The 13,331-nt window shown below is 54.4% G+C and carries 8 protein-coding genes; 4 read left to right on the forward strand and 4 right to left on the reverse strand.

All coding sequences use genetic code 11. The annotated features are described in order from the left end of the window. Window positions 1–72: 72 nt before the first annotated feature. Together rcsC and gyrA are read right to left on the reverse strand one after the other, a co-directional pair. Window positions 73–2,919, reverse strand: coding sequence for a two-component system sensor histidine kinase RcsC (gene rcsC, locus ACJ9N4_RS06210; RefSeq protein ID WP_411500349.1), 2,847 nt, complete (start codon window positions 2,917–2,919; stop codon window positions 73–75). A gap of 135 nt (window positions 2,920–3,054) precedes the next feature. After that, window positions 3,055–5,691 carry a DNA topoisomerase (ATP-hydrolyzing) subunit A gene (gyrA, locus tag ACJ9N4_RS06215; RefSeq protein WP_182272099.1) on the reverse strand — a complete coding sequence of 879 codons (2,637 nt, stop codon included), beginning with the start codon at window positions 5,689–5,691 and terminating at the stop codon, window positions 3,055–3,057. Between the two features lie 146 nt (window positions 5,692–5,837). On the opposite strand from gyrA, the gene ubiG reads away from it, so the two are divergent. From ubiG to yfaE, 4 genes are all read left to right on the forward strand, one after another. Further along, on the forward strand, window positions 5,838–6,566 hold the full coding sequence (ubiG, locus tag ACJ9N4_RS06220) for a bifunctional 2-polyprenyl-6-hydroxyphenol methylase/3-demethylubiquinol 3-O-methyltransferase UbiG (RefSeq protein WP_411500350.1): 729 nt from the start codon (window positions 5,838–5,840) through the stop codon (window positions 6,564–6,566). A 349-nt stretch (window positions 6,567–6,915) separates the two neighbouring features. Next, window positions 6,916–9,201, forward strand: coding sequence for a class 1a ribonucleoside-diphosphate reductase subunit alpha (gene nrdA / locus ACJ9N4_RS06225; RefSeq protein ID WP_182272101.1), 2,286 nt, complete (start codon window positions 6,916–6,918; stop codon window positions 9,199–9,201). Window positions 9,202–9,252: 51 nt separating this feature from the next. After that, window positions 9,253–10,383, forward strand: coding sequence for a class Ia ribonucleoside-diphosphate reductase subunit beta (nrdB, locus tag ACJ9N4_RS06230; RefSeq protein ID WP_182272102.1), 1,131 nt, complete (start codon window positions 9,253–9,255; stop codon window positions 10,381–10,383). After that, a complete protein-coding gene (yfaE, locus tag ACJ9N4_RS06235) occupies window positions 10,383–10,637 on the forward strand; it encodes a class I ribonucleotide reductase maintenance protein YfaE (RefSeq protein WP_182272103.1) in 255 nt (84 codons plus the stop codon). Before nrdB ends, yfaE begins: the two co-directional genes overlap by 1 nt. An 83-nt stretch (window positions 10,638–10,720) precedes the next feature. On the opposite strand, the gene glpQ is transcribed toward yfaE, so the two are convergent. After that, the gene (gene glpQ / locus ACJ9N4_RS06240; RefSeq protein ID WP_182920052.1) at window positions 10,721–11,782 is read right to left on the reverse strand and encodes a glycerophosphodiester phosphodiesterase; all 1,062 of its coding nucleotides are present in this window, start codon (window positions 11,780–11,782) and stop codon (window positions 10,721–10,723) included. 11 nt (window positions 11,783–11,793) lie between these two features. Continuing rightward, window positions 11,794–13,146, reverse strand: coding sequence for a glycerol-3-phosphate transporter (glpT, locus tag ACJ9N4_RS06245; protein ID WP_182272104.1), 1,353 nt, complete (start codon window positions 13,144–13,146; stop codon window positions 11,794–11,796). Window positions 13,147–13,331: the final 185 nt, after the last annotated feature.

Genomic DNA, 13,331 nt, shown 5'->3' on the forward strand with positions numbered 1-13,331 from the left:
CTGATGCCCTCACCCCGGCCCTCTCCCACAGGGAGAGGGAGAACAAACAAAAAAGGCCCTTATGGGCCTTTTTTATGTCCGCGTTTTTCTTACGCGATCGGCATAAATTGACAGCGTCTGTTTGAGAACGTCCAGCGTAACCGGCTTCGACAGACAACTGTCCATGCCTGATTCCAGACACCGCTGTTTCTCTTCCGCCAGAGCATTTGCCGTCACGCCCACAACGGGCAGCGTCAGCCCAAGCTGACGAATGCGCTGCGTCAGGCGATAACCGTCCATATTCGGCATGTTGACGTCGCTGAGCACAATATCAATATGGTTCTTACTCAGCACATTCAGCGCATCCACGCCGTCATTGGCGGTTTTACACTGGTAACCCAATGAACCAAGCTGGTCGGCCAGCAGACGACGGTTGATAGGATGGTCGTCCACCACCAGAATCATCATATCGTCGTTCGCCGGTGTCAGAGAGTCCGGTGACGGCAATGCGGCCGTGCCCTCGCCGTCTTCCAGCTGCACGCTGTAAATGTGCGCCAGCAAACCTAACAGCTCATGCGGCGTTGCCACACTATGCAACCATTCCCCCGGAACATGCTCAAGCGGAATGCCGATGTGACGACGACAGAAGATCACCGTCCCTCGTCCCTGCCATGTCTGTTTCTGCATGCCATCCGTGATGAGCATATCATCCGCATCCGGCGTCTGACCTTCATAACGGGATACCCCCACACCACTCTGAATGAGCAGTGCCGTCAGGTAATCATTCAGCGATGCGTTATGCACCGCCAGCCAGCAGTGTTTACCTCTCAACCCATCGACCGTTGTTTTAGCCGGATACTGCGCCGAATAGAGCGGAATACGGATGGTGAACTGGCTTCCCATACCTGGCTCAGTATCCACGGAGATATCTCCGTCCATCATGCTGATCAGCTTCTCACAGATCGCCAGACCCAGCCCGGTGCCCTGGAAGTTACGCTGCACACCGGTCCCCACCTGGAAGAACGGATCAAACAGACGAACCACTTCCTTCGCCGGAATACCCACTCCCGTATCCCGCACGCGAATACTCAGGTAGTCCCCTGCCCGACACACGTGCAACACAATACAGCCGACGTCGGTAAATTTGATGGCGTTGCTGAGCAGGTTAGAGATGACTTGTTGCAGGCGCATCGGATCGCCCTGTAGCGTCAGCGGCACATCCGGTTCGATAAAGCAGTAAAGTCCCAGCTGCTTACGCACCACCAGCGGCATATAGTTGGCGCTGATATGGTTCATCACCTCGCGTGGAGAGAACTCACGCGGCTCAATTTTCAGCTGCTCGGACTCAATTTTAGAGAAGTCGAGAATATCGCTGATGATTTTCAGCAGCAGGCTTGAGGAGTTGTTCATCGCCGTCACCAGCCTGTCGACCCCTTTCGGCAGTTCTTTGGTCTGCAGCAGATCGAGGTTACCGATAATCCCGTACAGCGGAGTACGTAATTCGTGGCTGACGGTGGCAAGGAACATGGATTTCGACTGGCTGGCTTGTTCCGCCGCCTGCGCCATATCCTGTAATGACTCCTCCATCTTCACGCGCGCAGAAACATCCACCAGCACGCAAATCGCCACGTTTTCGTTACGATAACGCGAGTGAACAAAGCTAATTTGCAGGTTAGTGTGGGTGCTGGTGAGTACGTCCACAAAGTTAACCTGCTGCCCGCAGATAATCTGCGTCAACCGCTGTCTGTCTTCATGCGTCAGCATGTTCAGGTAGTTATGTGCCAGCTCGTTACTGAGGATGTTCGTGCCGTCCTGCGTGCGCAGGATACAGATCCCCACCGGGGCGGAGGCGACAATTTTACGGTTAAACTGCTCGTGCTCCTCCATTCTCTGGGCGTCATTTTCGGCGGGGATAAAGATCTTCCGCTCGTACATGCGAGCCAGTGTAAACAACACGATACCCACCAGCACATTCAGCAAAATGGCGTTCAGGATCAGAATGCGAATGCGCTCCAGCACCATATCGACAGGCAGCGAATAGACAATACTCAGCGACGATGGCGGTAAGCTTTTCTTCAACACCAGCTCACGGAAGCCCGAGGTGTAGCCAAACCACGAACGCTCCTGCATCCAGTGTGGATCGACTTGCAAACGGTTCTCTGGCCCGGTGAGTGAAATCAGGGGATGACCGTTTTCATCCAGAATAGTCACGCCCATCGGCAGGCTGCCCGGCGTGAAGAAGTTTTCCATGCGGATGGTCTGTTCAATGCCCATCAATGCCTGCAGGCGATTACCCAAATACACCGGCGTCAGGGCATAGAAATACCCGACGCCCATGCGTGGCCCCTGGCTTATCCAGAAGATATTATTACTGCGTTCATCCTGAGGGGCATTACGGTATTTCACTATGCGCTCGTGCAGGCTCTTTAGCGCATCATCGCGCTCGACGGGCATATCGCGCAGGCCAAAATCGGCCATACAGAGGTTTTCACTGCCAATCAGGAAAACGCGGTTCAGGTCATAGGCCGCAGAAAAGTTGTCACGCCAGTAGCGCATAAACCACGCGAGTGATTCCAGCGAGCCGCGCCAGGCATTGCCCATCGCCGAACAATCCGAATCCGGGAACAGCGGCTCGAAATCCGGGACTTCCGTTTTGTCATCACGCCCACGGATGGCAAGGATGCCGTTCTCTGCCGTCAGGCGGTTTTCGGCAATGTACTTCAGTTCCTTCATCACGTCAGACGTTCGCTGAATATAGCGCTGAGCCTGATCGGAGCTTAAGTTGAACTCCTGACGGATCTCCGATTCTTTCTGGTGCAACGCATTAACGATGTAAAACACCGAGAACAACGCCACCAGCAACCAAAGCAATAGCGCCAGCGCCCGAAACAGATAGCGAGAGACTTTCAGCGTGGTACGAAAGGAGACGAGGTATTTCAAAGGGGCGAGGCTCCGCCGTCGGGGTCAACAAGAATGTGGTTAAGGTAGCGGTAAACGCGCCAGGTCGCAACGTTCACTTATCTGCATCTGCAAAAGAAAAGGGCCGGAATCCGGCCCTTTTTACATCAGGAGACATTACTCGTCAGCGTCATCCGCTGCATCATCGTCAGTGTCCGCTTCCGGCGCGATGTCATCATCACCTTCCGCTACGCTACCGTCGATGGAATCGAGCTCTTCGTCATCCACTGGCTCAGCAACACGTTGCAGACCCACGACGTTTTCATCTTCCGCAGTACGGATGAGAATAACACCCTGGGTGTTACGACCAACCACGCTGATCTCGGAAACGCGCGTACGCACCAGCGTACCGGCATCAGTGATCATCATAATCTGGTCGGTATCATCTACCTGCACCGCGCCCACAACAGAACCGTTGCGCTCGGTAACCTTGATAGAGATAACGCCTTGCGTGCCACGAGACTTGGTCGGGTATTCGCTTTCTGCCGTACGTTTACCGTAGCCATTCTGCGTCACGGTCAGGATGGCACCTTCGCCACGCGGAACGATCAGGGAAACAACAGAGTCTTCACCCGCCAGTTTGATGCCGCGAACGCCGGTCGCAGTACGCCCCATTGCGCGCACTGCGTTCTCTTTAAAGCGCACCACTTTACCGGCGGCAGAGAACAGCATCACCTCATCAGAACCGGAGGTCAGATCCACGCCAATCAGCTCGTCGCCTTCGTTCAGGTTCACCGCGATAATACCGGCAGAACGTGGACGGCTGAACTCGGTCAGCGCAGTTTTCTTCACGGTACCGCTGGCGGTTGCCATAAAGACGTTTACGCCTTCTTCGTACTCGCGTACTGGCAGGATGGCGGTGATACGTTCGTTCGCTTCCAGCGGCAGCAGGTTAACGATTGGACGACCACGCGCGCCACGGCTCGCTTCCGGCAGCTGATAGACTTTCATCCAGTACAGACGACCACGGCTTGAGAAGCAGAGGATCGTGTCATGGGTGTTCGCCACCAGCAGACGGTCAATAAAGTCTTCTTCTTTAATACGTGCCGCAGATTTGCCTTTACCGCCACGACGCTGTGCTTCGTAGTCGGTCAATGGCTGATACTTCACATAGCCCTGGTGAGACAGGGTGACCACCACATCTTCGCGGTTGATCAGATCTTCAATGTTGATATCAGAGCTGTTCGCGGTGATTTCGGTGCGACGCTCATCGCCGAACTGTTCACGTACCAGTTCCAGCTCTTCGCGGATCACTTCCATCAGGCGCTCTGCGCTACCGAGGATATGCAGCAACTCAGCAATCTGCTCCAGCAGTTCTTTGTATTCGTCGAGCAGTTTTTCATGCTCAAGGCCGGTCAGTTTCTGCAGACGCAGATCCAGAATCGCCTGGGCTTGCTGTTCAGTCAGGTAGTACTGACCGTCACGCACGCCGAATTCCGGCTCCAGCCACTCAGGACGCGCAGCGTTATCGCCCGCACGTTCCAGCATCGCCGCCACGTTGCCCAGATCCCACGAACGCGCAATCAGGGCTGCTTTTGCTTCAGCCGGCGTTGGCGCACGGCGAATCAGCTCGATGATTGGGTCGATGTTTGCCAGTGCAACGGCCAGTGCTTCAAGGATATGCGCACGGTCACGCGCTTTGCGCAGTTCGAAGATGGTACGACGGGTCACCACTTCACGGCGGTGACGCACAAACGCGCTCAGGATCTCTTTCAGGTTCATGATCTTCGGCTGACCGTGGTGCAGCGCCACCATGTTGATACCGAAGGAGACCTGAAGCTGAGTCTGGGAGTACAGGTTGTTCAGAACAACTTCACCCACCGCGTCGCGTTTGATTTCAATCACGATGCGCATACCGTCTTTGTCAGACTCGTCACGCAGCGCGCTGATACCTTCAACACGTTTTTCTTTTACCAGCTCGGCGATTTTTTCAATCAGACGCGCCTTGTTCACCTGATACGGGATCTCGTGAACAATGATGGTTTCACGGCCGGTTTTGGCGTCCGCTTCCACTTCAGCGCGGGCACGGATGTAAATCTTGCCGCGACCGGTGCGGTACGCTTCTTCAATACCACGACGACCGTTGATGATCGCCGCCGTCGGGAAGTCCGGCCCCGGGATGTGTTCCATCAGCCCTTCAATGCTGATGTCTTCATCGTCGATATAGGCCAGGCAGCCGTTAATCACTTCCGTAATGTTGTGCGGCGGAATGTTGGTTGCCATACCGACGGCGATACCTGACGAACCGTTAACCAACAGGTTCGGGATCTTGGTAGGCATGACATCAGGGATTCGCTCGGTGCCGTCGTAGTTATCGACGAAATCAACGGTCTCTTTTTCCAGGTCGGCCATCAGCTCGTGAGCGATTTTCGACATACGGATTTCCGTATAACGCATCGCCGCCGCGGAGTCGCCATCAACAGAACCAAAGTTACCCTGACCATCTACCAGCATGTAACGCAAGGAGAATGGCTGTGCCATACGGACGATGGTGTCATACACGGCAATATCACCATGCGGGTGATATTTACCGATGACGTCACCCACGACACGGGCAGATTTTTTGTAGGCTTTATTCCAGTCATTGCCCAATACGTTCATGGCGTATAGTACGCGACGGTGTACCGGCTTCAGGCCATCGCGGACGTCCGGCAGCGCACGGCCAACAATGACCGACATCGCATAGTCCAGATAGGAGCTCTTCAGCTCTTCCTCGATGTTAACCGGTGTAATTTCTCTCGCAAGGTCGCTCATCTAACCGCTATCCCTCTACTGTATCCCGGATTCAAAGGTCGCAAATTATAACACAGCCGCGGTGATTGAGGTAAACCAATAAGCTTTATTCACCCGCGCGGGCTGATATACTCCGAAGTCTTGCTAAATAAGGAGTAAAAGCGTCCATGAATGCCGAAAAATCCCCGGTGGCTCACAACGTTGACCATGAAGAGATTGCCAAATTCGAAGCGGTGGCGTCCCGCTGGTGGGATCTCGAAGGTGAGTTTAAACCTCTGCACCGCATTAACCCGCTGCGTCTGGGCTATATCGCGGAGCGTTCCGGCGGACTATTCGGTAAGAAAGTCCTCGACGTTGGCTGCGGCGGCGGCATCCTGGCAGAAAGCATGGCGCGTGAAGGGGCAACCGTCACCGGCCTGGACATGGGGTTTGAACCGCTGCAGGTGGCGCGTCTGCATGCGCTGGAATCCGGCGTCCAGGTGGAATATGTGCAGGAAACCGTTGAAGCACACGCGGCAAAGCACGCACATCAATACGATGTGGTGACCTGCATGGAGATGCTGGAACACGTACCCGACCCGCAGTCCGTGGTCAATGCCTGTGCAAAACTGATTAAGCCTGGCGGTCAGGTCTTCTTCTCTACGATCAACCGTAATGGCAAAGCCTGGCTGATGGCCGTGGTGGGTGCGGAGTATGTGCTGCGCATGGTGCCAAAAGGTACACACGACGTGAAGAAATTCATTAAGCCTGCTGAGTTATTGAGCTGGGTTGACCAGACGTGGCTCAAAGAGCAGCACATAACCGGGCTGCATTACAATCCATTAACGGACAAATTTAAGCTCGCGCCGGGTGTGGATGTTAATTATATGTTGCACACAACAGCCAAAAACGACTAACGTCATCAAATATTCTTATAAAGATTGCGCGACATCATGTTGCGCAATTTTGACCTCTCGTTGAAGAAATCAGCACTCGATCAAATTTTGAATTTTTTTTCTTAATTATTGACATGTCTTCCAGGCCTTACGGTACGAGGACTTAGCCTTTTTTACCCTTTCACAACCTCAATTTAACGTCAAAATCAACCCTTGTGCTGAAAAGAATCCTTACTAGAATACTCACCATATAGCGTTTTTCTTATCGCAAAACCCCTACATGTAGTATTTATCCACAGAGTTAGTCACAAGACGGACCTGTGGATAAACGGGGGGATATTTTTTATTTCACGGACAGGTAAAAACCCACATGAATCAGAGTCTGCTGGTGACAAAGCGCGACGGTACTACCGAGCGTATCAATCTGGACAAAATCCATCGAGTTCTCGACTGGGCAGCAGAAGGACTGAACAACGTATCTATCTCCCAGGTTGAACTGCGTTCCCATATCCAGTTCTACGATGGCATCAAAACGTCTGATATCCATGAAACCATCATCAAGGCTGCGGCGGATCTGATCTCCCGCGAAGCACCGGATTATCAGTACCTCGCTGCACGTCTGGCGATTTTCCACCTGCGTAAAAAAGCCTACGGCCAGTTCGAGCCGCCAAAGCTTTACGCTCACGTGGTGAAAATGGTTGAGCTGGGCAAATACGACACGCATCTGCTGGAAGACTATACGGAAGAAGAGTTCGAGCAGATGAACGGGTTTATCGATCACTGGCGCGACATGAACTTCTCCTACGCGGCGGTGAAGCAGCTCGAAGGTAAATACCTGGTTCAGAACCGTGTGACCGGCGAAATCTACGAGAGCGCTCAGTTCCTCTATATTCTGGTAGCCGCCTGCCTGTTCTCAAACTACCCGCGTGACACCCGTCTGGAATACGTGAAGCGTTTCTACGATGCGGTTTCCACGTTCAAAATTTCTCTGCCAACGCCAATTATGTCTGGCGTGCGTACCCCTACCCGTCAGTTCAGCTCCTGCGTACTGATCGAGTGTGGTGACAGCCTGGATTCCATCAATGCCACGTCCAGCGCGATTGTGAAATACGTCTCCCAGCGTGCCGGTATCGGCATCAACGCGGGCCGTATCCGTGCGCTGGGCAGCCCAATTCGCGGCGGTGAAGCGTTCCACACCGGCTGTATCCCGTTCTACAAGCACTTCCAGACAGCGGTGAAATCCTGCTCTCAGGGCGGCGTGCGTGGCGGTGCTGCGACCCTGTTCTACCCAATGTGGCACCTGGAAGTCGAAAGCCTGCTGGTACTGAAAAACAACCGTGGCGTTGAAGGCAACCGCGTGCGTCACATGGACTACGGTGTGCAGATCAACAAGCTGATGTACACCCGTCTGCTGAAAGGTGAAGAGATCACTCTGTTCAGCCCGTCCGACGTCCCGGGTCTGTACGATGCGTTCTTCGCCGATCAGGACGAATTCGAGCGCCTGTACACCCAATACGAAAAAGACGACAGCATCCGCAAGCAGCGCGTGAAAGCGGTGGAACTGTTCTCCCTGATGATGCAGGAACGTGCTTCTACTGGCCGTATCTACATCCAGAACGTTGACCACTGCAACACCCACAGCCCGTTCGATCCAGTGGTTGCGCCAGTGCGCCAGTCTAACCTGTGCCTGGAAATTGCCCTGCCGACCAAACCGCTGGAAGACGTGAACGACCAGAACGGTGAAATCGCCCTGTGTACACTGTCTGCGTTCAACCTGGGTGCGATTAAGAGCCTGGACGAGCTGGAAGAGCTGGCCGTGCTGGCCGTTCGCGCGCTTGATGCCCTGCTGGACTACCAGGATTACCCAATCCCGGCGGCAAAACGCGGTGCAATGGGCCGTCGTACCCTGGGTATTGGCGTGATCAACTTTGCGTACTGGCTGGCGAAACACGGTAAGCGTTACTCCGACGGCAGCGCGAACAACCTGACCCATGAAACGTTTGAAGCTATTCAGTATTACCTGCTGAAAGCCTCCAACGAGCTGGCAAAAGAGCAAGGCGCGTGCCCGTGGTTCAACGAAACCACCTATGCGAAAGGCATTCTGCCGATCGATACCTATAAAAAAGACCTGGATGCGATTGCTAACGAGCCGCTGCACCTGGACTGGGAAGCCCTGCGTGAGTCCATCAAGACGCACGGCCTGCGTAACTCCACGCTCTCTGCCCTGATGCCGTCTGAGACCTCTTCACAGATCTCTAACGCCACCAACGGTATCGAGCCACCGCGCGGCCACGTCAGCATCAAAGCGTCGAAAGACGGTATCCTGCGTCAGGTGGTGCCAGACTACGAGTTGCTGAAAGACAACTACGAGCTGCTGTGGGAAATGCCGAACAACGACGGTTACCTGCAGCTGGTGGGTATCATGCAGAAGTTTATCGACCAGTCGATCTCTGCCAATACCAACTATGACCCGACGCGCTTCCCGTCAGGCAAGGTTCCGATGCAACAACTGCTGAAAGACCTGCTCACCGCCTATAAATTTGGCGTGAAAACGCTGTACTATCACAACACCCGTGATGGTGCGGAAGACGCGCAGGACGACCTGGCACCTTCTATCCAGGACGATGGCTGCGAAAGCGGCGCATGTAAGATCTAATGAAGGGCGGGGATATCCCCGCCTTTATTTCGTAAGACAGGACCCCAATTCATGGCATACACCACCTTTTCACAGACGAAAAACGACCAGCTCAAAGAGCCGATGTTCTTCGGCCAGCCGGTCAACGTGGCACGCTACGATCAGCAAAAGTATGACATTTTCGAAAAGCTGATTGAAAAGCAACTCTCCTTCTTCTGGCGTCCGGAAGAAGTTGACGTTTCCCGCGATCGTATTGATTTCCAGGCGCTGCCGGATCACGAAAAGCATATCTTCATCAGCAACCTGAAGTATCAGACGCTGCTGGACTCCATTCAGGGACGTAGTCCGAACGTAGCGCTGCTGCCGCTGATCTCCATTCCTGAACTGGAAACCTGGGTGGAAACCTGGGCGTTTTCTGAGACGATCCACTCCCGTTCTTACACCCATATCATCCGCAACATCGTGAACGATCCGGCGGTGGTGTTTGACGATATCGTCACTAACGAGCAGATCCAGAAGCGTGCGGAAGGTATTGCGCACTACTACGACACACTTATCGAGATGACCAGCTACTGGCATCTGCTGGGTGAAGGTACCCACAATGTGAACGGTAAAACCGTCACCGTGAACCTGCGTGCGCTGAAAAAACAGCTGTATCTCTGCCTGATGAGCGTGAACGCGCTGGAAGCGATTCGCTTCTACGTCAGCTTCGCCTGCTCCTTCGCGTTTGCCGAACGCAAGCTGATGGAAGGCAATGCCAAGATCATTCGCCTGATTGCCCGTGACGAAGCCCTGCACCTGACCGGAACTCAGCACATGCTGAACCTGCTGCGCAGTGGCACCGACGACCCGGAAATGGCGGAAATCGCCGAAGAGTGCAAACAGGAGTGCTACGACCTGTTCGTGCTGGCCGCGCAGCAAGAGAAAGAGTGGGCAGACTACCTGTTCCGCGACGGTTCAATGATTGGTCTGAACAAAGACATCCTGTGCCAGTATGTTGAGTACATCACCAACATCCGTATGCAGGCCGTCGGTCTTGACCTGCCATTCCAGACGCGTTCTAACCCAATCCCGTGGATCAACACCTGGCTGGTGTCCGATAACGTGCAGGTTGCACCGCAGGAAGTGGAAGTGAGTTCTTACCTGGTGGGTCAGATTGACGCGGAAGTGGATACTGACGACCTGAGTAACTTCCAACTCTGATGACACGCGTAACGCTCAGTCTTTCCGGTACAGAAGTGCTGTGCCGGGAAGAGCACCCTTCTCTGCTGGTGGCGCTTGAAGCCCATCAGGTTGAGGTAGAGTACCAGTGTCGTGCCGGGTATTGCGGCTCCTGTCGCTGCCGTCTGGTTGCAGGCCAGGTGGACTGGCTGACTGAACCACTGGCCTTTATCAACGAAGGGGAAATTTTGCCCTGCTGCTGCCGGGCAAAAGGGGATATTGAGATCGAGATGTGATTGTGTCGGGTGGCGCTTCACTTACCCGACCTACAAAACCGCAGTTCGTAGGCCGGGTCAGGCGCAGTCGCCACCCGGCAACTTCAGCGCTTATCCTTCAGAAAGCTCACCGCTTTATCCGGGAAATCCGTAAACAACCCGTCCACACCTGCCTGGTTATACAACACGTCATAAAGCTGATCCACGTTTGTCGCATAGTCCGGCAGCTTATCGGCACGCACCGTATACGGATGCACCTGCATCTTGCTGGCATGCGCCTCTTTCACCATTGCCGTCAGCTTCACGTGACCCGGTGTTGAACCTTCCGCCACCAGCATATGGTAGTCCGGGCCGATACCATCCGCGTACTGCGCAATCTGCTTCATCGCGCCTGGCGTAAACATCCAGTCGTAATTGTAATTCACCCACTTCCCGTCCGGCTGCTTCTCCTGGGTTTCATTCCAGTCGGTGTACGCAATCAACTGCACCAGATTGAGGTTCATCCCCATCTTCGGCTCCAGCTCGGTTTTGATGCGCTTCAGTTCAGCGGTATCAAAACACTGCAGGTAGACCTTGTCCTTCTTGCTGGTGTAGCCATACTGCTTCAGCACTGCCAGCGTTTTCGCGGCAATATCTTTGCCTTCCTGGTGATGGAACCACGGCGCTTTGATTTCCGGGTAGATACCGATATTTTTGCCCGTTGAGTGGTTCAGTCCCTGAACGAACTCAATCTCCTCTTCGAAGGTATGGATGCGGAAATCAGACTTGCCCATCGGGAAACGTCCCGGATAGACCTGCACCTTCTTACCGTCTTTAATCTCGAAGCCTTCGGTAAACTTCAGCGAGCGGATTTCCGCCAGTGTGAAATCAATCGCATAGTAGCGGCCATCTTTACGGGCGCGATCCGGAAAACGTTCGGCCACGTCCGTCACGCGGTCAAGGTAGTGGTCATGCAGAACGACCAGCTGGTCATCCCTGGTCATCACCAGATCCTGCTCCAGATAATCAGCGCCCTGCGCGTAGGCCATCGCTTTTGCCGGCAGGGTATGCTCCGGCAGATAACCGCTCGCACCACGGTGAGCGATCACAATTTTATCGGCTGCCAGCGCAGAGCCCGTCATCAAACCTGCCAGCAGCAGGCCGGTAGCCAGGTGGGTCAATTTCATCATAATTCTCCTTATTGACGACGCGCCTGCACGTCGGCGTGGTGACGTCTTTCCCCAATCATCACGACAACCAGCAGCAGTACCGCCAGCACGCTACCGCCAATCATCACCATAAAGCCGCCGTCCCAGCCGAAGAAGTCAACGGTATAGCCCACGATGGCGCTTGCCGCGACCGAGCCGCCCAGGTAACCGAACAGGCCGGTAAAACCTGCCGCCGTGCCAGCCGCTTTTTTCGGAGCCAGCTCCAGCGCGTGCAGACCAATCAGCATAACCGGGCCGTAAATCAGGAAGCCGATGACAATCATACAGGCCATGTCCACGCCCGGGTTACCCGCCGGGTTGAGCCAGTAAACGACGGTGGCAATGGTCACCAGGGTCATAAAGAAGACGCCCGTCGCACCGCGGTTGCCTTTGAAGACTTTGTCCGACATCCAGCCGCAGATCAGCGTGCCCGGAATACCGGCATATTCATACAGGAAATAGGCCCAGGAGGATTTATCCAGCGCGAAGTGTTTCACTTCTTTCAGGTAGGTCGGCGACCAGTCGAGGATGCCGTAACGCAGCAGGTAAACGAACACGTTAGCCACTGCGATGTACCACAGCAGTTTGTTTGGCAGCACGTACTTCATGAAGATCTGTTTTGCCGTCAGCTCTTCTTCATTTTGTTCGCTGTAATCATCCGGGTAGTCGTTTTTGTACTCTTCAATCGGCGGCAGGCCACAGGACTGCGGCGTGTCACGCATCATCGCAAAGGCAAAAATCGCCACCACGACCGCGCCAAAGGCTGGCATATAGAGTGCGGCTTTCCAGTCGTTAAACCAGGCCATCCCCAGCAGGAACAGCAGTGGCGGAATGCCCCCGCCCACGTTATGGGCACAGTTCCACACGGACACCACGCCGCCACGCTCTTTCTGCGACCACCAGTGCACCATCGTACGCCCGCAGGGTGGCCATCCCATTCCCTGGAACCAGCCGCATAAGAACAACAGCACGAACATAATGGCGATGCTGGAGGTCGCCCACGGCACAAAGCCCATAAACAGCATCACCGCTGCCGCCAGAATCAGACCGGCTGGCAGGAACACGCGCGGATTCGAGCGATCCGACACAGAGCCCATGATGAATTTAGAAAAACCGTACGCGATAGAGATCCCCGACAGCGCGAACCCCAGATCGCCACGTGAAAAGCCCTGCTCCACCAGATACGGCATGGCAAGCGTAAAGTTTTTGCGTACGAGGTAATACGCCGCATAGCCGAAGAAAATCCCGAGAAAGATTTGCCAACGCAGACGGCGGTAAAGCGGATCTATTTCTGCCTCTGGCAGACGCGCCTGATGCGGCGCAGGTTTGAAGATACTGAGCATGACAGCCTCCGTGGCCTATGTATTGAATTTTCGGGGGTTTAACTGCCCCACGACTCCAGAGAGGCGGCGATGTTAAGAAATCACAGTGATTGTTACTGTGAATCAACGCACAGATTGTTACAGAAATATGACAATACGCGCAAAAAAGCGCATGAAATCACGTTCCACTTTCGAATTGCGCTCGA

This window comes from Enterobacter sp. LM3, from assembly GCF_046622475.1.
Classification (GTDB): domain Bacteria; phylum Pseudomonadota; class Gammaproteobacteria; order Enterobacterales; family Enterobacteriaceae; genus Enterobacter; species Enterobacter cloacae_P.

What these genes read in the sequence shown, in the direction of transcription:
- gyrA (WP_182272099.1), bottom strand. Translation starts at nt 5,691, where the DNA reads ATGAGCGACCTTGCGAGAGAAATTACACCGGTTAACATCGAGGAAGAG.
- ubiG (WP_411500350.1), top strand. Translation starts at nt 5,838, where the DNA reads ATGAATGCCGAAAAATCCCCGGTGGCTCACAACGTTGACCATGAAGAG.
- nrdA (WP_182272101.1), top strand. Translation starts at nt 6,916, where the DNA reads ATGAATCAGAGTCTGCTGGTGACAAAGCGCGACGGTACTACCGAGCGT.
- nrdB (WP_182272102.1), top strand. Translation starts at nt 9,253, where the DNA reads ATGGCATACACCACCTTTTCACAGACGAAAAACGACCAGCTCAAAGAG.
- yfaE (WP_182272103.1), top strand. Translation starts at nt 10,383, where the DNA reads ATGACACGCGTAACGCTCAGTCTTTCCGGTACAGAAGTGCTGTGCCGG.
- glpQ (WP_182920052.1), bottom strand. Translation starts at nt 11,782, where the DNA reads ATGAAATTGACCCACCTGGCTACCGGCCTGCTGCTGGCAGGTTTGATG.
- glpT (WP_182272104.1), bottom strand. Translation starts at nt 13,146, where the DNA reads ATGCTCAGTATCTTCAAACCTGCGCCGCATCAGGCGCGTCTGCCAGAG.